Raw genomic sequence first — 21,916 nt, forward strand, 5'->3', positions numbered from 1 at the left:
GGCGCCGCAACATCCTCAGGGGTCGTGGTGGACGTCCACGCTATGGTGCACCTACTCAACAAGTTGACCAACGGAGTTCGTGATGACCCAGCCCTACCCGCACCTCCTCGAGCCGATCACGATCGGCTCCACGACCCTGCGCAACCGCGTCATCATGGGCTCGATGCACGTCGGTCTCGAGGAGGCGCCGGACGGCTTCGAGCGGATGGCCGCCTTCTACGCCGAGCGGGCGAAGGGGGGCGCCGGCCTCATCGTCACCGGCGGCATCGCCCCCAACGAGGAGGGCCGGCCGGCGAAGGGGGGCGCGGTCATGACGAGCGCGCGGGACGTCGCCGACCACCGGGTCGTCACCGACGCCGTCCACGCCGAGGGTGGTCGGATCGCCATGCAGATCCTGCACTTCGGGCGCTACGCGTACCACGCCGACCTCGTCGCGCCCTCGCCGCTCCAGGCGCCGATCAGCCCCCACGTGCCGCACGAGCTCACCGACGCCGAGGTCGAGCAGACGATCGAGGACTACGTCCGCTGCGCGCTCCTCGCGCAGGAGGCTGGCTACGACGGCGTCGAGATCATGGGCTCCGAGGGGTACCTCATCAACGAGTTCATCGTGACGCGCACCAACCAGCGCACCGATCGCTGGGGCGGCCCGTACGAGCAGCGGATCCGCTTCCCCCTCGAGATCGTCCGGCGCGTCCGCGCGGCCGTGGGCGAGGACTTCCTCCTGGTCTACCGGCTGTCGATGCTCGACCTCGTGCCGGACGGCTCGACGCTCGAGGAAGTCGTCCACCTCGCCAGGGAGGTGGAGGCGGCCGGCGCCGACGTCATCAACACCGGCATCGGGTGGCACGAGGCGCGCGTCCCCACGATCGCCACGCAGGTGCCGCGTGCTGCGTGGGCCGGGGTGACCCGGCGGGTCATGGGCGAGGTCTCGATCCCGCTCGTCGCCACCAACCGGATCAACACCCCCGAGGTCGCCGAGCAGCTCCTCGCCGACGGCTTCGCCGACATGGTCTCCATGGCGCGCCCCTTCCTCGCGGACCCCGACTTCGTCACCAAGGCGGCGAAGGGGGAGCCGGAGTCGATCAACACGTGCATCGGCTGCAACCAGGCCTGCCTCGACCACACCTTCAGCGGCAGGATCACCTCCTGCCTGGTCAACCCGCGCGCCTGCCACGAGACCGAGCTCGTCATCGGCCCCACGCGACTGGCCAAGCGCCTCGCCGTCGTCGGTGCCGGGCCGGCGGGGCTGGCCTTCGCGACGACCGCGGCCGAGCGCGGACACCACGTCACCCTCTTCGACGCCGCCGACGACATCGGCGGCCAGCTCGACGTCGCCCGGCGCGTCCCGGGCAAGGAGGAGTTCGAGGAGACCCTGCGCTACTTCCGCCACCGCCTCGCCGAGACCGGCGTCGACGTCAAGCTCGGGGCCCGCGTCGAGGCCGACGACCTCACCGGGTACGACGAGGTCGCCATCGCCACCGGCGTCACCCCGCGCATTCCCGAGCTGCCGGGCGTGGACCACCCGAGCGTCGTCGGCTACCTCGACGTGCTGCGCGGCGTGGCCCCGGTGGGGGAGCGGGTCGCGATCCTCGGCGCCGGTGGCATCGGATTCGACGTCGCGGCCTTCGTCACCGACCCGGGTGACGACGCGAGCCTCGACATCGCGGCCTTCCAGCGGACCTGGGGCATCGACGGTGACCTCGCCGCTCGAGGTGGGCTCGTGCCCCCTTCGCACCGGGCGGCGCCTCGTGAGGTGACGCTGCTGCAGCGCAAGGCGAGCAAGGTCGGCGCCGGGCTCGGCAAGACCACCGGCTGGATCCACCGGGCCGAGCTCGCGCAGCGCGGCGTGACGATGCTGCCCGGCGTGGGTTACGAGCGCATCGACGACGACGGTCTGCACATCACGGTCGACGGACGGGCGCAGGTCCTCGCCGTCGACACGGTCGTCCTGTGCACCGGGCAGGAGCCCAACCGCGGCCTGCACGACGATCTGAGCGCGCGAGGGGTCAGCGTCCACCTCATCGGCGGTGCCGACGTCGCCGCCGAGCTCGACGCCAAGCGCGCCATCGACCAGGGCACCCGGTTGGCGTCGGTGGTGTGATGCTGCGCTACGTCGCGATCGGCGACAGCCTCTCCGAGGGGGTCGGCGACGACCCGTGGCCCGACGGCGCCCTCCGCGGGTGGGCCGACCGCCTCGCGGAGCTGCTCGTCGACCACCACGGCGAGGTGGGCTACGCCAACCTCGCCGTGCGCGGGCTGCGGGCCCAGGAGGTGCTCGACACACAGGTCGAGGCGGCGCTGGCGATGGAACCGGACGTGCTGACGCTCACCGCCGGCATGAACGACCTGCTGCGCCCCCGTCTCGACGTCCCGGGCCTGCGGCGCGCCCTGGTGGGGATCGTGGCGCCCTTCACCGCGAAGGGGGTCCGGGTCACCGTCGTCCCCATCCCCGACATCCGCGCGGTGAGCCCCGCCGGTCGGCTGATCGCTCGGCGGCGGGTGCAGCTCAACGCGATCTACCAGCACCTCGCCGACGAGCACGGGATGCAGCCGCCGGCGAGGACGGCGGGCACGATCTTCGAGGACCGGCGGGCGTGGGCCGACGACCGGCTGCACCTGTCGGCGCTCGGTCACGAGCGGCTCGCCCTGGGCGCCGCCCACGCGCTCGGGCTGCCGGTGGGGGAGACCTGGAGCCAGGTGCCCGACGGGGCACCACCGCGACGGAGCCTGCGCACCGAGACCGACTGGGCTCGGCGGCACGTCGGCCCGTGGCTCGGTCGGCGGCTCACCGGTCGCTCCTCGGGGGACGGGCGGCTGGCCAAGCGGCCGACGCTCACTCCCTTCGAGACGGTCGCTGAGCGACCTCCTCAGGGAGCGGAGCAGCTCGCCGAGCGACCTCCTCAGGGAGCGGAGTAGCTCGCTGCCGCCTGCTGGATCTGCGGGAACCGCTCGGCCATCCGCGCCGCGAGAGCCTGCGAGGCCTTGAGCGGGCGGGTCATGACCATGAACTCCACGACCTTGCCCTCCTCGTCGAAGGTGAGGAAGTCGCAGCCGGTGATCTCCAGGCCGTCGACCTTCGCCTCGAAGAGGTAGGCCTCCTCGCGACCGTCCTGCAGCTGGCGCACGTAGCGGAAGTCCTCGAAGACCTCGACGACCGAGCGCAGGATGGCGCTGGTGATCGCCTTGCCCGGGTACGGGGTGTGCGCCACGGGGCTGCGGAAGACGACGTCGTCGGCGAGCAGCGCCTCGACGGCGTCCATGTCATGGGCTTCGATCGCGGTACGGAACATGGGTCGAACCTACTCAACTAGATGAGTATTCACCAGAGGCGAACTACGATCGGTGCATGGCCCTCCAGGACGCGATCCTCACCGCCCTCGCCCACGACGAGTCGTCCGGGTACGACCTGGCCAAGGCCTTCGACGTCTCGGTGGCCAACTACTGGACCGCCAGCCCGCAGCAGCTCTACCGGGAGCTGGACAAGCTCGAGCAGGCCGGTCTCGTCCGCGCGCGGACGGTCGCCCAGTCCAAGCGCCCGGACAAGCGGGTCTTCCGCCTGACCGCCGCCGGACGCGAGGCGTTGCGGGCCCACACCGTGCGCTCACCCAAGCCACTCGCCGTGCGCGACGAGCTGCTCGTCCAGGTCGCGGCCCTGGAGTCCGGCGACCCGGCGGCGATCCGCGAGCACGTGCTCGAGCGGCTGGCGGCCTTCGAGGCCAAGCTCGCCACCTATCGGCTCGTGCAGCAGCGCACGCTCGCTGGCCGGAGCGAGGAGGACTACCTCGCGACGAGCGAGCGGGTGGGGCAGTACCTGACGCTGCTGCGGGGGATCAGCTTCGAGGAGGAGAACATCGCCTGGGCCCGACGGGTCCTGCGAGTGCTCGACGCACGGGCCACCGACGGGTCGTGACGGGATCGGTCAGCGGTGTCGGTCAGCCCTGCGTCTGCTCCCGCAGCGCCCGGGCGGCGCGCTCGGCGACCTCGTCGAGCTGGGCGGGCTGGGACGCCCGGCGCGACCCGCGGCGCGGGGCGGTGTCACCGGACTGGATCTGCGGCAGCAGCTGCGCCATGAGCAGCGTCGACAGCGCGGAGGAGTCGCCGGCGCCGGCGTCGGTGTGCACGATGACCGGCCGCGGGGCGTCCTCGGCAAGGGTCGCGCCCACGTCGAGACGGCGCCGTGCGAGCTCGTAGCCGAGCACCGCACGGTTGTCGCGGTAGGCCGTGGCCAGCTGCTCCTGCGCCTTGGCCTCACCCTGCGCGGCGACGAGGTTGGTGCGGGCACGGGTCTCGATCTCGTAGCGGATCTTCTGCGCCTCGGTCTCGCGCTCCTCGAGCATCTGGGCGACGTCCTTGCGCGCCTCGTTGAGCGAGGCCTGGACCTCGACGACCTTGGCGTCACGCACCTTCTTCGACCGCTCGATCTCGAGCAGGAGGGTGTCGATGCGACGCTTGCGCGTCAACTCCCACTCCTTCTCGTACGCGACGAGCTCCTTGGCGACCCGCTCGCGGGTGGCGAGGTGCTCGCGGTACTGGTCGGGCAGCTGCACGTCGGGGATGTTGCAGCCCATGATCTGCACGCCGTAGCGGGTCAGCTGACGGTTGAGCAGGTCCTGCATGTCCTTGACGTCGCTGCCGCGCAGGTCGTACGCCTGCTCGGTGCGCACCTGGCGGCTGCGCTGACGGATGGCGTCCTGCACCGAGTTGGACAGCACGAGGTCGAAGTTGCCCGCGCCGATCGTCTGCACGAAGCGGATGGCGTCGACGATGCGGAAGCGCAGGAAGAACTCGATCGACTTCAGCGGCACGTTCTCGTGCGTCGGCGAGCTGAGCACCGGCGCGGTGTAGGGGATCTCGGTGGTCACGTCGACGACGTAGGCGACCCGCGCCCACGGGTGCCAGAGATAGTGCCGGCCGGGTGAGAGGCCGGGGCCGGAGATGGCGCCGAACTTCGTCAGCACCCCGACCGTGCCCTCCTCGATCTCGACGATCGAGCTGCGCCACCACCACAGCGCCGAGAGCAGGAAGGAGATGATCGCGACGAAGATCGCCAGCCCGCCGAGTGCCCCGTGGTCGGAGGCGGCGAGGAAGACCCCGCTGAGGAGCGCCCACAGGCCGAACCAGATGAGCGCGGTCCAGCGCATGCCGCGCCTGTCCTTGGGGATGACGACGGGGACGAGCGAGCCGGAGTCGCCGCCACGCAGGTAGCGCGCGACATCGCCCCACCCGGAGACGACCTCCTTGATCGAGCTCATGCCCTGACCGCGCGCGGCACGGACCGCCTGCTCCATCATCTGGTCACTCATCGCTGCTCACCCTCGGTCACGTCGGTCTGGATCATCGTCTCGGTCACCGGTGGCGGCGGGGTGGAGGGGCGGATGCCGGCGCTGCTCACCTCGCCGAGCGTCTCGGTGACGCTCTCGTCGGTGACGGACTGGCGGATCTCGTCGAGCCGTTGCTCGCCCTCGGGATCGGTCTCCGCCTCCGCGGCCGGCAGGATCTCGACGTCCGTCTTCTCGGGGGCCTGCAGCAGGTCGACGATGTCGGCCTCGCGTGCGCTGATGCGGGCGGCGATGTCGCCCTGCCGCGCCCGGATGTCCTCCATGTCCTGGGCGGAGAAGAGCTGCGCGTCCTGGCCGCCCACGAGCTGGCGGGCGATCTGCAGGTAGTCCACGCCCTCGGACTCCTCGCCGATGCGCACGAGCTGCGGGAGGGAGCCGGAGACGCCCTCCATCTTGTCGAGCATGTCCTGCTGGTAGCGGTAGTCGAGGATCTCCGGCGCCAGCGCCGCGCTCAGCGCACGGATGTCGAGGGCCTGGGCCTCGAGCAGGGCCGCGTTGGCGTTGGCATCGGACTCCGACTCGACGAAGCGCTGGCGGGCGACCGCCTCGGCGCGGTTGGTCTCCCGCTCCAGCGCCGTGTCCATCTGCGCCTGGTAGCGGGCGATGTCGGCCTGGATGCCGGAGAGGTTCTCCTTGAGCGAGGCGAGGTCCTTGTTGAGGTCGCCCTCGTTCTGCTCCTTCTTCAGCCCCAGCTCGTAGTCGTACGTGTAGGCCTCCTTGGCGACGCGGATCATCTCCGGGGCCGCGAGGTCCATCCGGTACTCCTGCGCGGACGGCTCGGCGTGCGTGATGTTGGCCGTCGTCAGCTCGACCGCCGGGGCGAACTGCGCGTTGAGCTGGTCGAGCAGCCGCGCGGTGCTCTCACCGACGAGGTCGTAGATGCCGGAGGCCTCCTGCTCGTAGATGAGCGAGCGCGTCGTCTCGGAGATCGCGTTGTTGAGCTTGTCCTGGAAGCCCTGCACCGCGCCGAGGACGAAGACGAACTCGCGGGCGCTGACGATGCGGAACTGGAGGAAGAGGTCGACCGACGCCTGCACGCCGGACTTCGTCGGTGCCGAGCGGATCGGCGCGTTGAAGGGGTACTCGCGCGTGGTGTTGACGATGTAGGAGACGCGCTTCCACGGGTTCCACAGCGTCACCCGGCCGGGGCCGACCTCGGCCTCGACCTTGCCGAAGCGGCTGATGAGGGCGGTGCAGCCCTCCGGGACCATGACCATGCCCTGCCGCCACCACATGAAGGCGGCGACGGCGACCACGAGGACCCAGTAGTGCGGCCCGAAGACCGCCAGGCTCATCCCGTCGAAGGGCAGCAGGAAGATCGATCCGACGACGCCGACGATGACGAGCAGGATGACCGGCAGCATCGCCCGCAGGCGGCGGCCCTTGGGCATGACCATCGGGGTGATGACGTGCACGGGGCCGCTCACGCCCATCTCGTAGCGGCTGCGGCTGAGGGCCTCCGCAGCGTCGTCGAGCGGGACGTGGTCGGCGTTGATCCGCGTGCCGGCGGACCCCCCTTCGCCCCGGGCTGCGGGGAAGTCCCGCGCGTTGAGGTCGAAGCCGGCCCCCTGCGCCTGCTGCATCACCTGGTCGACCGCCCCGCCCATGCCGGTCGCGTCCGCGACCTGCCTGGCCCTGTCCATGAACTGCTGCGCTGGGTTGCTCACCCGTGCCCCTTCGTTCGTTCCCTGAGTTGGCCGCAGTCTCCCACAGGGGAGTTCGGCCGGACACGGGGAGAACTCCCCGTCAGCGCTGCACTCTCGTCCACCGCTGGCTGAGGAGGTCGCTCAGCGACCGTCTCGACGCCGCACCCGCACCAGGGCCAGCGGCAGGGTCAGCACGGCGAAGGCGGCGGTCACGAGGAGGGCCGCCGGGAAGCCGTACCCGACCGCGATCGCGCCGACGACGACGGACCCGAGGGCCGAGCCGAGGTCGAAGCCGACATTCCAGATCGAGCTGGCGAGGCCGATGTGCCGGCGCGTCACGGCGGCGAAGGAGATGACGAGCGTGAGGTTCTGCAGGGCCCCGTAGGCGCTGCCGAGCAGGAGGGCACCGACGAGCAGCAAGGGCACGGACTGGTCGTGGACCGCCCAGGCGATGCCGCCCATGCCGAGCACGGTCAGGAGGACGAAGGGGGCGAGGAACCGCTCGGCGCCGTGACGGTCGGCGAGGTCGCCGATGCGCCACCGGAAGATCGCGGCCATGAGCTCCATGAGGGCGAGCGCAGGGATGACGACCGCGGGATCGCGGACCATCTGCGGGCCGAAGGTGAGCACCGCGCCGCCGGCGATGGTCACGCCGATGAGCAGGATCATCGGCCGCAGCAGGGTGAGCGCCACCCGCGGCGTGCTGGGGCCGGCCTCGCTGCCGGCCGGCGCCTCGTGCGCGGGGAAGGCCTCGAGCACCCGCCCCAGGGCCAGCGCGGCGGGCACGCCGAGCAGCGGCACGGCCCCGACGGCGAAGACGACGCCGAAGTCGAGCGTCTCGGCCACCCAGGAGCCCAGGGGGAGGAGCACCACCTGGGGACCGGCGATGGACAGGCCGTACGCGCCGACCGCCTTTCCGCGGGTCTCGGGCGTGGAGAGCTCGGCGACGGCCGCGCTCCCGGCGACGGTGAGGATGCCGAACCCGACGCCGCGCACCGCGGACAGCGCGAGGACGGCGGCGAGCGCGTCACTGGCGATGAACCCCAGCGACGGCGCGCCGAGCAGCACGAGTCCGGCGGCGAGCGCGGGACCCCAGCCGAAGCGCCGCAGCAGCGCGGGGACGGTGAACTGGGTGAGGACGGTGACGGTGAGGAGGACCCCGTTGACGAGACCGGCGCCCCCTTCGTCCGCGCCACCGTGCACGGCCCAGAGCGGGGCGACCGGCATGAGGACCGCGAAGCCGCTGAAGCCCAGGAAGGTCGCCATCAGCAGCGCGGGCATCCCCCGCGCGGTCCACACACTGCTCACTGGCAGCAGTGTCTCACCGCTCACATGCTCCCTGTCTCCAGGTACCGCTCGTGCCAGCTGAGCGCCTCACCGAGGAGGTGCGGGGTGTGGACGGCATCGGGCCGGGCCGCCTGGGCCCGCTCGAAGTAGTCGAGCAGCGCGGGCCGGAAGGCCGGGTCGGCGCAGTTGTTGATGATCCGCCCCGCCCGGTGCCGGGGGGAGAGCCCACGCAGGTCGGCCAGCCCGTGCTCGCTGACGATGACCTGGACGTCGTGCTCGGTGTGGTCGACGTGGCTGGCCATCGGGACGAACGCCGAGACCGTGCCCCCCTTCGCCGTGGACGGGGTGAGGAAGAAGTTGAGGAAGGCGTTGCGGGTGAAGTCGCCGCTGCCGCCGATGCCGTTCATGATCTTGCTGCCGGCGATGTGGGTGGAGTTGACGTTGCCGTAGATGTCGGCCTCGATCATCCCGTTCATCGCGATGACGCCGAGCCGCCGGACCAGCTCGGGGTGGTTGGAGATCTCCTCGCTGCGCAGCAGGATCCGCCCCTTGTAGCTGCTGATGTTGTCGAGGAACCGCTCCACCCCGACGTCCGAGAGCCCGAAGGACGTCGCCGACGCCGCGCGCACCGTGCCGCTGTCGAGCAGGTCGAGCAGCCCGTCCTGGAGCACCTCGGTGAAGGCGACGAGGTCGGTGAACTCGCTGCCGTCCAGCCCCGCGAGGACGGCGTTGGCGACATTGCCGACCCCCGACTGCAGCGGCAGGAGCGAAGGGGGCATCCGCCCGGCCTTCACCTCGGCACGCAGGAAGTCCACGACGTGGCCGGCGATGGCCTGCGAGGTCGCGTCCGGGGGGCTGAAGGGGGAGTTGCGGTCCGGACGGTCGGTCTCGACGACGGCGACGACCTTCGCCGGGTCGACCCGCAGGTAGGGGTCGCCGATGCGCTGCATCGGGTCGGTGAGCTGGATCGGGCGGCGGTCCGGCGGCAGGGCGGCCCCGTAGTAGACGTCGTGGAAGCCCTCGAACTCGCGCGGCTGCCAGTGGTTGACCTCGAGGATGACCCGGTCGGCCTGCTCCAGCCAGGTCTTGTTGTTGCCCACGGAGCTGCCCGGCACGAGCAGGCCGTTGGGCAGGATCGCGGTGACCTCGACGATGGCCACGTCGAGGTTGCCGTAGAACCCGAACCACATGTGCGGCGCGGAGTGGCTCAGGTGGGCATCGACGTAGTCGACCTCGCCGGAGTTGATCAGCTGGCGCATCGTCGGGTCGGAGTTGTACGGCAGCCGGCTCGCCACGCCCCGCGCCTCCGCGAGCACGCCGTCCGCGTCGGGTGCCGTCGAGGCCCCGGTCCACAGACCGACGCGGAAGTCCTCCCCGCGGGCGTGCGCCGCGACCATCCGGTCGTGCAGGGCCGTGGGCAGCGCCTTGGGGTACCCGGCCCCGGTGAAGCCGCTCATCCCGATGTTGTCCCCGGGGCGGACGTGCTCCGCCGCGGCCTCGGCGGTGGTGACGCGGGTGCTCAGGACGGGGCAGGTGATGCGGCTCATGCGCTCATGATCTCAGCCGCGCTCACGACCCCTTCGGCCAGTCGTCGGCGACCGTCTGCCCGCCCTCGACCACCGGTTCGTCGGCAGGTGCCTCGTCGGACCACGAGTCCTGCGGTCGGTAGCCCAGGTCGAGCATCGTGTTGGTCATCGACCAGCGGCGGTTGGGGTTGTCCGAGATGGCGTAGTAGACACCGTGCTCGACCTTCGCCTCGATCGCGCAGCGCACGACCTGCGCGGCGTCGTCCTCGCTGAGCCACATGGCGTGCAGGACGTCCTCGTCGACGAGGGTCGGGTCACCGGAGACCCAGCCGATGCGCAGCGCGATGAAGGACAGGCCGTGCTCGTCGAAGTAGTACCGGCCGAGCGTCTCGCCGAAGATCTTGGACACGCCGTACAGCGAGTCGGCGCGGGGGAGCGTGTCGGGGTAGACCGGCCACTGCTCCAGGCGGTCGTACATGCCCATCGCGTGGTTGGACGAGGCGAAGACGACCCGCCGCACCCCGGCGACGCGGGCGGCTTCCAGGACATTGCGGGTGCCGATGATGTTGGCCTCGAGCACCGCGTCCCACGCGGAGTCGGGCGAGGCGGCGCCGGCCAGGTGGACGACCGTGTCGATCCCGTCCATGAGGGCGAGGACGGCGTCGTAGTCGGCGAGGTCACCGCCGAGGACGACCGGGTCCGCCGACGGGTCGGCCTCATGCCCGTGCCCGATGATCTCGAACCCGTCGCCGAGGCGCTGCGTGAGGACGGTGCCCACGTTGCCCGTCGAGCCGGTGATGAGGATCCTTCGCTTCGTCATGCTCCCCACTCTGCCTCTCGCGCGCGGTCGTGTCAGGTCCGGTGGGGGGCATGCCCGGCGCACAACGCCTCCTGCCACGCGCCTCGTACCACCGCGAATGCATCCAGGTCGGGGGGGTAGTGCCTACCTGAGGCGACGTGGCACCGAGAGACGCTGCCCGTGCGCTCCCTGCGTCGCACGAGGAGGACTGAGTCCCATGGCACACACGCAGATGCTCGAGGCCTACCCGAAGGACCTGGGCGGCATCGACAAGGACACGTGGGCGGACTGCATCGCCGCGTGCTTCGAGTGCGCACAGGTCTGCACGGCGTGCGCCGACGCCTGCCTGGGCGAGGACATGGTCGCGGACCTGACGAAGTGCATCCGCACCGATCTCGACTGCGCGGATGTATGCGCCGCCACCGGCAATGTGCTGTCGCGCCATACGGGGTACGACGCGAACCTCACCCGCGCCGTCCTCGAGGCGTGTGCAGCCGCGTGCAAGGCCTGCGGCGACGAGTGCGCTCAGCACGCGCAGATGCACGAGCACTGCAGGATCTGCGCTGAGGCGTGCCGTCGGTGCGAAGCAGCCTGCCGTGCTGTGATCGCCTCTCTCTGACCTGTACTGCCCGTCTCGTGCAGTGGCCGAGCAGGCACGTCGAACCACCGTGCAACGAGGAGGAAGGAAGATCCATGGCGCCGCACATCGATCGGATCGCACAGCCCTGGGGCACAAGGACACCGTACGGACCGGGCACGCACTGGCCGGTCCGCGTCGACAGCCATCTGGAGGGGGGACTCGACCCGGCAGGGGTGGACCGATGGGTCCAGTCCGCCTCGATCCTGCACTCCAACGGGGACGCGCTGGACATCGCAATGAAGGACGACCGCATCGTCGGCGTGCGAGGTCGCGCCGTCGACCGCGTCAACCACGGCCGTCTCGGCCCCAAGGACCTCTACGGCTGGCAGGCCAACCACTCCCCGGACCGGCTCACCACGCCCCTCATCCGCCGTGATGGCGAGCTCGTGGAGACCGACTGGGACACGGCCATGGCTGCGGTGGCTGACCGCACGAAGGAGCTCTTGGCCGAGCGCGGCCCGAGCTCCATCGCCTTCTACACCTCGGGCCAGCTCTTCCTGGAGGAGTACTACACCCTCGGGCTGATCGCCCACGGTGGCATCGGGACCAGCCACGTCGACGGCAACACCCGGCTGTGCACGGCAACCGCCGCGGCGGCGCTCAAGGAGTCCTTCGCCTGCGACGGCCAGCCGGGCTCCTACACGGACATCGACCACGCCGACGTCATCGCCCTCTACGGGCACAACATGGCCGAGACCCAGACCGTCCTGTGGACCCGGGTGCTGGACCGGCTGGCCGGCCCCAACCCCCCGGCTGTCATCTGCGTCGACCCACGTCCCACACCGGTCGCGCAGCATGCGACGGTGCACCTCGCCCCCAGGCCGGGCACCAACGTGATGCTCATGAATGCCCTACTGCACGAGATGCTCGAGCACGACTGGGTCGACCACGAGTACGTCGACGCCCATGCCGTCGGCTTCGCGGAGCTGACGAAGATGCTCGACGGCTACTCGGTCGAGCGGGCCGCGCACGTGTGCGACGAACCCGTCGAGGACCTGCGCGAGGCGGCGCGGCTGATCGGCACCTCCGAGCGCCTGATGTCGACGGTGCTGCAGGGCTTCTACCAGTCCCACCAGGCGACTGCGGCGGCGGTGCAGGTCAACAACATCCACATCCTGCGTGGCATGCTCGGCAAGCCGGGCTGCGGGATCCTGCAGATGAACGGCCAGCCCACGGCCCAGAACACCCGGGAGGCGGGCGCGGACGGCGACCTGCCGGCGTTCCGCAACTGGTCCAACGACGCCCACATCGAGGACCTGGCGAAGGTGTGGAACATCGATCCGATGGACATCCCGCACTACACCGCGCCCACGCACGCGATGCAGATCATGCGCTACATCGAGGACGGCTCGATCCGCTTCCTCTACGTCACGGCGACCAACCCGGCGGTGTCGCTGCCGGAGCTGGGCCGGATGCGCAGCATCCTGTCGCAGGAGCCGCTCTTCCTCGTGGTGCAGGACATCTTCCTGTCCGAGACCGCCCAGCTGGCCGACGTCGTGCTGCCGGCCGCGACCTGGGGTGAGAAGACCGGCACCTTCACCAATGTCGATCGGACGGTGCACCTCTCCGACAAGGCGGTGGCCCCGCCCGGCGACGCCCGCAGCGACCTCGACATCCTCTTGGACTACGCCCGCCGGCTCGACCTGCGCGACAAGGACGGGGCGCCGCTGGTCAAGTGGACCACCCCGGAGGAGGCCTTCGAGGGGTGGAAGGAGTGCACCCGTGGTCGTCCATGCGACTACACCGGCCTCACCTACGACAAGCTCCGCGGCGGGAGCGGCATCCAGTGGCCGTGCAACGACGAGCACCCGGACGGCGTCGAGCGCATCTACGCCGACGGGCAGTTCTGGTCCGACCCGTCGTACTGCGAGAGCTATGGACGTGACCTGGTGACAGGCGCGCCGGTCTCGCCGACGGAGTACAAGGCCCTCAACCCCGAGGGCAAGGCGGTGATCAAGGCAGCCGAGTACCTCCCACCCCGCGAGCTGCCCTCCGAGGACTTCCCCTTCCAGCTGATCACCGGGCGCACCCTGTACCACTTCCACACCCGGACCAAGACTGCTCGCGCGCCACAGCTGCAGGCCGCAGCACCCGAGGTGTGGGTGGAGGCCTCCGCCGGCGACGCGCGGGCGCAGGGCTGGGCCGAGGGCGACGTCCTGGAGATCACGACGCCGCGGGGCGGGGTGACCGCTCGGCTGCGGATCACCGGCATCCGGGCTGGCGTGCTGTTCCTGCCCTTCCACTACGGCTACTGGGACACCCCCGGTGGCGACCACCCCGACGGCCACGGCCGCGCAGCCAACGAGCTGACGCTCACCGACTGGGACCCGGCCTCGAAGCAGCCGATCTTCAAGACCGCCGCTGCGGCCGCCAACCGTGTCCGGGCCGCCGACGGCAGGCGAGCGCCCGCCCCGACGACGACGGCGTCCCGTCCGGTCGACTCGTCGTCGATCTCGCCGACGACTGGCGGTGCCGACGCCCTCGCCGACGAAGGGCTGCTGGACGAGGAGGTCGGACGATGAACATCACCGCCACGCTCCGCTCCCTGAACGGCAACAAGGTCGCCGCGGCCATCCAGGAGCTGCACCGGTCCGAGAACCATGTGGCGGCCGCGCTGCTGGGGCTGTCCGACCAGCAAAGGGTCGACCACGAGGTGTTCTACGTCGCGCGCGACATCGCTCGATGGTCCCAGGAGCACGTTCGCCGGCTGGCCGAGGTCGGGCGGGACTACGGCATCGACCTCGATCCGGAGCCCGAGGACGAGGCCACGCTCACCGCCCGGCTGAAGCAGAAGACCTCAGAGCTGACCGGTCGCTTCCACGAGCCGGGACTCCTCCTCCTGGCCGACCTGCGCCGCCTGCACCAGATGGCGGCGGGCGTCTCCCTGGACTGGGAGGTCCTCGCGCAGACCGCGCAGGCGATGCGTGATCGCGAGCTGCTGTCGCTGGCGCAGGACTGCCACCCCGAGACCCTCCGCCAGCTGCGGTGGGCCAATGCAAAGGTCAAGGAGGCTGCGGCCCAGATCATGGTGACGGGGTGAGCCAGCCCCACGCTGCGTGACGCGTGCACAACAGGTCGTCTCGGTGCGCCACATGGCGGATTCCGCCACGAGATGCACCAGGACGACCTTGTGTGTACACACCGACGAAGGGCGGGACCCCCGTGATCGGGGGTCCCGCCCTTCATGTGCCGATTGCCTTCGAGACGGTTGCTGCGCAACCTCCTCAGCCGGCGTGGGCTCTAGATGTCACTGAGTTCATGGTTCGACATCTGACCCGGACCTCGCTGACGCTCGGTTGGGCTCAGATGTCGAAGTACATCTCGAACACCGTAGGGCGTGTTGGCCGGTGATGGTCACCTCCCGAAAATGCCGTTTGACCTGCAGAAACGCCGATCCGGCGCGATGGTCACCGTTGGCTGATTTCGGCCTCGAACGGATCTCCTGCGGAATCCCTGCGGAATTTGACGGAGTCGCGACGAACGCAGTACGCCGCCCTACGCCTGGTTGCCGCCTCCGTACTTCCTCCCCAGGCCGACTGCGGTTGCTGCCAAGGCGGCTGTGCCCACGACGGCCGGCCCCTTGTCCTTACTCTGCTGGAGCGCCTTCGACCCGAACTCCACAACGGGCGCCAAGGGGCGCGGCTCCCATGCTCGGCGGTCCGCATCGACCCCCAGCAGCCCGAGGAATTCGTGGACATCGGCGCCGACGCTGTTCCCGGCGTTGATGATGAACAGCGACTTGTCGCGGGTCAACGGCAGCCGCTTGTTGGCACGGCCGACGGCTGTATCCATCCGCCCCAGCAGTTCGGCGGTGTGCCCAGTGATGAGCTCGAGACGATCGGCTCGATCGGCTTCGAGGCCCTGCCGCCGCGCGTTGAGCACCTCCGACGACTCGTCCATCGCCTTGTCGAGTGCCAGCACGTCGAAAGCCTCCTGGAGTTGGAAGGTGTCAGCCAGGACCGCCAACCACTTCAGGACCTCAGGCTTGACGTCCTCGGCGGCCGCGGCGATCCCGTGAACGTTCTTGCTGCTCTCCATCTTTGTGGCGATGGCTTCAAGCTGGAGGAGTGCGTAGCCCTGCACATCTGCCAGCTTCCCCGACGCGTTCTGCACCTCTGACCAGGCGTCGGCCGTGACGCGCCCCTCCCGGTCACGCATCGTCATCGCCCGCCTGATCTGAAGGCGTGCGCCACGCATGTCCTTCAGGACAGTGTCGTCAACCTTGCCGAGGACCTCATCGACCTTGGTATCGATCCTGTCGAGGTAGGCCACGATCTCGGCCATCGTCTGCTGGCCAGCGACCTGTGCCATGACCCCCGCCACGCCAGAGAGCGCCGCGGGATTGGTGAGCAGCGACCCCATGTTTTGCTCAGTCTGGAGCCAGCTCTTCACTCTGCCGGACACCCCGATCATGAGGTGACTGACGCCGTCCGTGTCAGTCTCCATGAGACCGTGCTCCTTGACGAGTCGGGCGGACTCCTCCGTCAGCTTGATCCAGCGCCCGGAAATGGCGGAAAACTCAGATGCTGCCTGTGCGATATCGGCGCCGAGACCCAAGAGAGCCTTGACCCGCCGCAGGTCAAAGCTCTGGGACATGGCCCAGACACCTTCGTCGCGCAAGAACTTCTCGACAGCCTTCGGCTCGCCGATGACCGCAAGGCCATCGCCATCGCTGACGAGCTGAATCTCGTTGTCCATCGCCACTTCCTCGGGCTTCTCGGGTCAGGCCAACGGTAGTGGGCACATCCGACGAATCAGGTTGTTTGGCTGCGCTGGTCAGGAGTTGGCGTGCTTGATGACGTCGAACGCCGTGCGCCTGGTGTCCTCGTCGCGACGGACCAGCTCGTGCTCAGCTGGGATCGGCGCATGAACCGTGGCCTCGACGACCGCGGCCCAGTGGGTACGCATCGGCTCAGGCACCTCCATCTCGTTCCACAGGTCGATGAGCAGCGCGCCGTCGAGGTAGTGGATCAGGCTGGGCTCGTCCCCGTAGGTGAGGAGCCGTTCGTACACGAGCTTGCGGTCCGCGCGGTCGGAGAGGTCCCACCAGAACTTGTCGTCGTCGTCGATGAGGTCGAAGAACTTGATCGTGCGGAAGCATGCGGGGGCCTCCAGGCGCCACAGCCGGTCGGGGACGGTGAACGGGAATCGGAATCCGGGCGGCGCTGGGTGCTCGGTGAAGCTCACCCGCGGCTGGAGCGCGATTTTCCAGCCGGCGGCGTTCACGATTCGCTCCGCGACGGCGAGCCCCGGGCTCTTCTTGCCCCGCTCGTAGGCCGACAGCGTTGGTTGCGAGGTGCCAGCGAGGGCCGCGAGCTCGGACTGGCCAAGCCCGCTTGCGAGACGCGCTTCCTCGATCACCGTCCCCGGCTGAGGTCTCCAGTTCGTCACACCGGCATCATACATATCCAGCCAGATCTTTATTCGGCGATCTGGGGACGCCTGCACACCTACCTGTTGCCCAACCCCGGGCTGACAGGAAGGAGCAGCGTGATGAGCGTTGCCAAGCGCCTGGGCGTCGACGACCTCGACGCTCCGAACATGCGAGAACTACGAGCCCAGTGGTCGCGGTGGCGGCAGATGTCATCTGATCTGCCGGACGTGGATGACCTGAAGGACCTGCTGCGCTGGATGCAGGACGCCGAGCCGACCCAACGCGACCAAGTGCTAACGGCTCTCCGGAGGATTGCCGCGGGCGACCGACGGGCGTACGTCGCGCTCGCGTGGCTCCTGATGCCAGGTGCCGCGCGAGTCGCCGGCCGCATCAGCCGTCTGGCCGACGAGATCGATGAGGTCGTGGCCGGCCAGCTCTGGGTCCAGATCTGCGAACACGACCCTGCAGACGACAGGTACGTCGCCAAGAGGATCCTCGACCGCGTCTACCGGGAGTCGATGGCCGAGCTCGGCGTCGGCGATCTTGCCAAGCGTCGTGATGAGGCGTGGGCGATGACGGTGCTGGTCGACGCATTCGATGAGTCCATCCCGGCCGGACCCGCGGACGACGAGGTGGCGCGCAGGGAGGTCCTCGCCGATCTCCTCCAGCGCGGGATCGACTCGGGCAAGCTGGCGGAGGGCGATCGCGACCTTCTGCTCGACCTGGCGCACGCAGCTGAGCAGATCGACGCTCCGGGGCGTCGCGGCCGGGGTGGGCTGATGACGCCGTCGGTCACGCAACTGGTGGAGGAAGCCCACTTGATGTCTTCCCGCTCGATCCGTCGTCACGCAGCGGGTGCGATCAAGGCGATTCGGGAGGAGGCGGAGCGCGGGCATTTGGCGATGTAAGCCGTCAGCCCTCCGGCGGCAGGAGGCTCTTCATGCGCTCGACGGCGTCGGCCAATGGCGCGAGGCGCTTGTCGAGGGTGACCTGGATTATCTCGGGATTCGTCGCGAAGTAGTGGTGAGCAAGGAAGTCGCGCATGCCCGCGATGTCGCTCCATGGGATATCGGGCTCCGTCGCTGTCAGCTCGGGACTGATTCCCTTCACCGCTTCACCGATCTCCAGGAGTCGCATGGCGACGGCGTCCATGACGATCTCAACCGTGATCGGGCCATGTTGGAGATGGGAGCGGATCGATGTGATGGCCGTGGCGATGTCGTCGAGGCGGTCGGCGTCGGGGCGGCTCACAGTGGCAGCAAGTCCTTCGCGGCGCGCGAGCGCACGCGCTCCTTGAGGCCGTTGCGCGGCACCAAGTCGACGGGCACGCCGAGCACGTCTTCCAGTTCCCGCTTGATGCCGATGATGTCGATGATGTCGGTCCCGGCCGGGAAGTCGACAAGGAGGTCGACGTCGCTGTCTTCGCGATCGTCGCCCCGTGCGGCGCTGCCGAAGATCTCCGGGTTGGTGACGCCATGGCGGTGCAGCACCTCCAGCAGCTCACCACGACGGGCGGCCACACGCTGGCCCGTGGGGCCGCTGAGCGGCTTCCGGGCAGGCGCTGCTGTCTCGGACATGTCTCTATCGTATCTGCCGCGCTGACGCTGTCGCCCATCTACAGCCCCAGCGACGGGCCGCTCTGCTGCTGGCTCGGTCTGGGGAACGGGTCGATGGACGGGGCTGGACGGCGTTTCCTCTGGGTGGCGAGGTCCTTGACCCGGTAACCGAGTGCGGCGGTGGGGTGGTCAATGGGCAGCGGCTTCCTTGTGGCGGCGAGGTCGAGGAGGCGCTCGGCGTCGATGCCCTTGCGGGCGAGCTGGTCGAGGTACTTCGCGAGCTCTCCGGTCTGCTCGTCGCGCTTGCCGACGTACTCAACGATGCGGTCGGCCCAAGTCTTCACGGCCTCGCCGTAGCGGGCGTTGATCCGGATGGTGAGCTTGCGGTGGTACGCCGCCTCCCGGTCGTCGTGCGGCACGGGCCCGGCCAGCGTCCGCTCGTCGACGGGTAGGCCCGTGGCTGCTCGCCAGACCGCCAGTTCGCGCCTGAGCGCCGGGGTGAGGACGTCGTCGTACTTCGCCGTCCACTCCGGCAGCACGGGACCCTCGGCGACCTCGGCTGCGAGCGAAGAGACTCGGCGGAACCGGGCGGCCAGGTACGGGCCCCATGCCGAGTGCGACGCCGCCTCGGAAGGGATGCCGGCGAGCCAGGGGAGCGGACCAGGCTCGCCGAAGTCGGGATTGGCTCGCATCTGGGACGTTGCGAGCGCAACTGCGTCCGCGTACCGAGCGACGGCGTCCTGCAACTGCCCAGCGGGCGACGTGGCACGGGCCTGCGTCGACGTTGCGGAGACCGCGGCGCCGTCGCGGGCAAGGATGCTTTCGAGGACCTCGGTCGCCGTCATTGCTCGCTCGACCGTCGGTGAGGGCAGCGCGTGCGACGAATCGTTGTCGAGCACGATGTGGGCATGGTTCTCGACCCGGCCGCGGGTGAGCATCGTGTAGAGCATCTGGCGGTCCTCGATGCCCGTGATGATTCCGTGGACGACGTCGGTGGTAATGCCCTGGGCGGTGTGGACGGTCGAGGCGTAGCCGAGCTCGACATGCTGGCTCACGTACTCCGCGGGGAGCGTTGCATGCAGCCGCGAGGTGGCGTGCCGCACCGACAGGGCACCGTCGGGCCGCACGTCGGTGACGATCCAGCGGTCGCCGTTCTTGACCCAGTCGGTGCCGCTGACCCCGAGGTGTCGGTCGTTGCGGCGAGTGATCACCACATCGCCGCGATGCGCCGAGCAGCCATCGGCCAGGCCGACCGACGCACCAGTGACATCCCGTGACGCCTGCGCCCGCAGGTTGAGGTCACGCACCAGTTCGCGGGTCGGCGCGAGCATCAGGCAGTCGCGCCCACCGGCACGTTCCCGCGACCAAGCGTCGAACACGTCGTCGAGGCACGACGCGACGTCGCCGACGTGGACGCGGTCGTTGTCCAGGTAGAACCCCAGCGCGGCCCGGTCGCCGTCTCGCAACACCAGCGATGCCTCGGCTTCGGCGGAGTCGGTGAACCGGACCAGTTCGTCGAGCCGGATCGCGCCGTGGGTGGAAGCGATGTCGCGCAGCAGTCCGCCGGCGCCGATGGCGGCGAGCTGACGGTCGTCGCCGATCAGCCGCACCGACGCACCCCGCGCCACCGCGAGCTCGATGACGGACGCGAGGGTGAGGGTGTCGGCCATGCCGGCCTCGTCGATCACGACGAGCGTGCCCGGTCCGATCGAGCTGACCAGGTCGGAGTCGGGGACGTGGGCCAGGTCGTGGGTGAGCTTGGCCAGCGTCTCGCACGGCGTCCCGGTTGTCTCGGCGAGCGCGGCAGCTGCCGCCGCAGACGGCGCCAGCCCGAGCACGTTGCGGCCGCCCTCGGTCCACACGTTCGCCAGCACCTGCATCGCGGTGGTCTTGCCCGATCCGGCCGGAGCCAGCGCGAGCTGCACCCGCGCCCCGCTGGTGGCCATCGCGGTCACCAAGGCCTGCTGGCCACGGTTGAGCCGTACGTCGTCCAGCGCGGCGGCAAGCACAGACAGCTCGACCTCGTCGGGCGACCACGCCAGCCCGTCGTACCGTCCAGCAAGTGCGACGATGCGTTGCTCGGCCTCCAGCACGCGGCGGCTGGTGTAGTGGTCGCGGCCGGTGTGCCGGTAGACGCTGATGCCGTCCGAGCGCCGCAGCCCGGCGGGCTCGGGGATCGGGTCGACGTCGGGGGTGAGGTTGACCGACAACCGGCCGATGGCGTCGTCGACGATCCACTCGACGACCTCGGCCACCCGGTCAGCGGGTACGGCGACGTCGCGCACCTGCCGCTGCGCCTCGGCCCGCAGGTGCCAGACCTGCCACGTCGCTCGCCGCGACTCCACCTCCGAGATGACTCGCTCCGCTGCCTCACGAATCCAGGACGCCGTCACGGACGGTTGAGCCGCAGCGCGGGGGAGCGAGGACACCATGTTGTCGAGCGACCTCGCCGAGCCCAGCACCTCAACCGCCTCGGCCCGCCACGTCGCCCGCTGCTCGGCGTACGACCTCGGCTCGTGCTTGGCCTCCCGGGTCTCCAGGTTCGCCTGCTGTGCCAGCGCCACCGCCTCCACTGGCGTCGGCGGGCGCCCGTGCGTCCGCTTGAACTCCCGCGCCAGCTCCCGCTGTCGTGCCGTGATCGCCTGGCGCCGCGCCGACCACCGCTCACACAGGTCGGCAGGAACCCCGCCGATCTCGCGCACCGGCCGCTTGTCGCGAGCGTCACTCGGCCGCTCGACGAACACCACCCCGAGCGCCTCGACCAGCCGCCGCTCCAGCGCGGTGTTGTAGATCTCCGACGCGGCGACGACGTGCTCGTGCAGCACCCTGCCGTAGATCGACAGCCACTTGCCCGAGCGCGACTGCACCTTGTTGGCGACGGCGATGTGGGTGTGCAGATCGGGGTCGCCGGCCCGGGAGTCGCGGTGCGCGAACGCGGTCGCGACCAGCCCGCGGGTCTCGACCTGCCGGGCACCGTTGCGCCCCTCCCGGGTGAAGAGCACCTCGCGCTCGATGAAGGCAAGCGCATCGCGGACGGCGGCATCGTGCGCCTCCTCGATCGCCCGGGTGACGTCGGCGGGCGCAACCGCCCACAGCGCGGACACCGACTTCACCGGCGAGAACGTCAGGTCGAACCCAGCCACCGCCGTCTGTCGGGGCCGGGAGTAGCGAGCCAGCGCATCCGACAGCTCCCGTGCAGTCTTCGGCTCTCGCCCGTGGTCGGTGACGAACCGCTCACGCGCGACCTCCGAGCGCACCCGGGCGAGCACGTCGTACGGTGGGCTTCCCGTTGGTTGAGCCTGTCGAAACCACGCGCGCCCGCCGGGCGACCTCTGCGTTGAACCCGTCGACGCCGGTGTTGTCGTAGACCCTGTACGCCGCCCCCAGCGGCTCGCCCGTGAGCGGGTGCGAACCGGAGCCGAACAGGTGCTTCATCTGCTCGGCCGTCACCACGTCGCCGGCCTCCAGACCGTCGATCCCACTGAGCCCGGAGCCGACCCAACGCCCCGGCGACTCGCCCTTCGCCGAGTAGTAGTCGGCCAGGGGAGTGGCGCCCTTCTCCGTCGAGTCGAGCGCGGCGACCTGCCGGGTCAGGTACTCGTACCCCGACCCAGCCGACAGCTTGTGAAGCGTCATGGTCACATCCCAAACGGCCGGCGAACGATTGCCAGTGGCCACGGGCAGACCTGTGGATGAAAGAGGTGTGAACCGCACTGGGTCTGATGGAGGCTCGGGCTATTGGATTCCGA

Annotated in this window: 19 protein-coding genes; 7 read left to right on the top strand and 12 right to left on the bottom strand. The window is 69.9% G+C overall.

Features of this window, described 5'->3' with window-relative positions; translation table 11 throughout:
• The first annotated feature begins 82 nt into the window (after positions 1–82).
• Both ABC138_RS16080 and ABC138_RS16085 read left to right on the top strand, forming a co-directional pair.
• Positions 83–2,101, top strand: coding sequence for an NADPH-dependent 2,4-dienoyl-CoA reductase (locus ABC138_RS16080; RefSeq protein ID WP_345914308.1), 2,019 nt, complete (start codon positions 83–85; stop codon positions 2,099–2,101).
• A complete protein-coding gene (locus ABC138_RS16085; protein ID WP_345914309.1) occupies positions 2,101–2,916 on the top strand; it encodes an SGNH/GDSL hydrolase family protein in 816 nt (271 codons plus the stop codon). Before ABC138_RS16080 ends, ABC138_RS16085 begins: the two co-directional genes overlap by 1 nt.
• Here the strand turns inward: ABC138_RS16085 and ABC138_RS16090 are convergent.
• Positions 2,901–3,290: a nuclear transport factor 2 family protein gene (locus tag ABC138_RS16090; RefSeq protein ID WP_345914310.1), complete on the bottom strand. Its 390-nt coding sequence runs from the start codon at positions 3,288–3,290 to the stop codon at positions 2,901–2,903. The two genes, ABC138_RS16085 and ABC138_RS16090, sit on opposite strands and share 16 nt — an antisense overlap.
• Positions 3,291–3,346: 56 nt before the next feature.
• On the opposite strand from ABC138_RS16090, the gene ABC138_RS16095 reads away from it, so the two are divergent.
• Entirely contained in the window at positions 3,347–3,910 is a 564-nt protein-coding gene (locus tag ABC138_RS16095) for a PadR family transcriptional regulator (protein ID WP_345914311.1), read from the top strand.
• Positions 3,911–3,932: 22 nt separating this feature from the next.
• Here the strand turns inward: ABC138_RS16095 and ABC138_RS16100 are convergent, their stop codons facing one another.
• The 5 genes from ABC138_RS16100 to ABC138_RS16120 form a co-directional block, all read right to left on the bottom strand.
• The gene (locus tag ABC138_RS16100) at positions 3,933–5,303 is read right to left on the bottom strand and encodes an SPFH domain-containing protein (protein ID WP_345914312.1); all 1,371 of its coding nucleotides are present in this window, start codon (positions 5,301–5,303) and stop codon (positions 3,933–3,935) included.
• Positions 5,300–7,006, bottom strand: a complete 1,707-nt coding sequence (locus ABC138_RS16105; RefSeq protein WP_345914313.1) for an SPFH domain-containing protein — start codon at positions 7,004–7,006, stop codon at positions 5,300–5,302. Before ABC138_RS16105 ends, ABC138_RS16100 begins: the two co-directional genes overlap by 4 nt.
• Before the next feature lie 120 nt (positions 7,007–7,126).
• On the bottom strand, positions 7,127–8,293 hold the full coding sequence (locus tag ABC138_RS16110; RefSeq protein WP_338538264.1) for an MFS transporter: 1,167 nt from the start codon (positions 8,291–8,293) through the stop codon (positions 7,127–7,129).
• Positions 8,294–8,313: 20 nt separating this feature from the next.
• Positions 8,314–9,819, bottom strand: coding sequence for an acetyl-CoA hydrolase/transferase family protein (locus tag ABC138_RS16115; RefSeq protein ID WP_345914314.1), 1,506 nt, complete (start codon positions 9,817–9,819; stop codon positions 8,314–8,316).
• Positions 9,820–9,841: 22 nt separating this feature from the next.
• Complete coding sequence (locus ABC138_RS16120; RefSeq protein WP_345914315.1) at positions 9,842–10,618, bottom strand: NAD(P)-dependent oxidoreductase; 777 nt, start codon at positions 10,616–10,618, stop codon at positions 9,842–9,844.
• 196 nt (positions 10,619–10,814) lie between these two features.
• Here ABC138_RS16120 and ABC138_RS16125 point away from each other — a divergent pair, with 196 nt between their 5' ends.
• The 3 genes from ABC138_RS16125 to ABC138_RS16135 all read left to right on the top strand — a co-directional run bounded on the left by ABC138_RS16125 (position 10,815) and on the right by ABC138_RS16135 (position 14,277).
• Positions 10,815–11,216 (top strand): four-helix bundle copper-binding protein, encoded by a 402-nt coding sequence (locus ABC138_RS16125; protein WP_345914316.1) that lies wholly within the window; start codon positions 10,815–10,817, stop codon positions 11,214–11,216.
• A 74-nt stretch (positions 11,217–11,290) separates the two neighbouring features.
• Positions 11,291–13,759 (top strand): molybdopterin-dependent oxidoreductase, encoded by a 2,469-nt coding sequence (locus tag ABC138_RS16130; protein WP_345914317.1) that lies wholly within the window; start codon positions 11,291–11,293, stop codon positions 13,757–13,759.
• Complete coding sequence (locus ABC138_RS16135; protein ID WP_345914318.1) at positions 13,756–14,277, top strand: hypothetical protein; 522 nt, start codon at positions 13,756–13,758, stop codon at positions 14,275–14,277. Before ABC138_RS16130 ends, ABC138_RS16135 begins: the two co-directional genes overlap by 4 nt.
• 455 nt (positions 14,278–14,732) lie before the next feature.
• Here ABC138_RS16135 and ABC138_RS16140 read toward each other — a convergent pair whose 3' ends face one another.
• Both ABC138_RS16140 and ABC138_RS16145 read right to left on the bottom strand, forming a co-directional pair.
• Positions 14,733–15,935, bottom strand: a complete 1,203-nt coding sequence (locus tag ABC138_RS16140; protein ID WP_345914319.1) for a hypothetical protein — start codon at positions 15,933–15,935, stop codon at positions 14,733–14,735.
• Between the two features lie 78 nt (positions 15,936–16,013).
• Positions 16,014–16,628 (bottom strand): helix-turn-helix domain-containing protein, encoded by a 615-nt coding sequence (locus ABC138_RS16145; protein ID WP_345914320.1) that lies wholly within the window; start codon positions 16,626–16,628, stop codon positions 16,014–16,016.
• 102 nt (positions 16,629–16,730) lie between these two features.
• Between ABC138_RS16145 and ABC138_RS16150 the strand changes: the two genes are divergently transcribed.
• Entirely contained in the window at positions 16,731–17,519 is a 789-nt protein-coding gene (locus ABC138_RS16150) for a hypothetical protein (protein WP_345914321.1), read from the top strand.
• 4 nt (positions 17,520–17,523) lie between these two features.
• Here the strand turns inward: ABC138_RS16150 and ABC138_RS16155 are convergent, their stop codons facing one another.
• From ABC138_RS16155 to ABC138_RS16170, 4 genes are read right to left on the bottom strand one after another with little or no spacing between them, the layout of a single operon-like run.
• The gene (locus tag ABC138_RS16155; protein ID WP_345914322.1) at positions 17,524–17,862 is read right to left on the bottom strand and encodes a HepT-like ribonuclease domain-containing protein; all 339 of its coding nucleotides are present in this window, start codon (positions 17,860–17,862) and stop codon (positions 17,524–17,526) included.
• The gene (locus ABC138_RS16160; protein WP_345914323.1) at positions 17,859–18,188 is read right to left on the bottom strand and encodes a nucleotidyltransferase domain-containing protein; all 330 of its coding nucleotides are present in this window, start codon (positions 18,186–18,188) and stop codon (positions 17,859–17,861) included. The genes ABC138_RS16155 and ABC138_RS16160 overlap by 4 nt, the downstream gene beginning before the upstream one ends.
• A 38-nt stretch (positions 18,189–18,226) precedes the next feature.
• Positions 18,227–21,436, bottom strand: coding sequence for a MobF family relaxase (gene mobF / locus ABC138_RS16165; RefSeq protein ID WP_345914324.1), 3,210 nt, complete (start codon positions 21,434–21,436; stop codon positions 18,227–18,229).
• Positions 21,402–21,803 (bottom strand): relaxase domain-containing protein, encoded by a 402-nt coding sequence (locus ABC138_RS16170; RefSeq protein ID WP_345914325.1) that lies wholly within the window; start codon positions 21,801–21,803, stop codon positions 21,402–21,404. Before ABC138_RS16170 ends, mobF begins: the two co-directional genes overlap by 35 nt.
• Positions 21,804–21,916: the final 113 nt, after the last annotated feature.

The sequence above is a fragment of the Janibacter sp. LM genome (assembly GCF_039631275.1).
In the GTDB taxonomy this organism is placed as follows: domain Bacteria; phylum Actinomycetota; class Actinomycetes; order Actinomycetales; family Dermatophilaceae; genus Janibacter; species Janibacter terrae.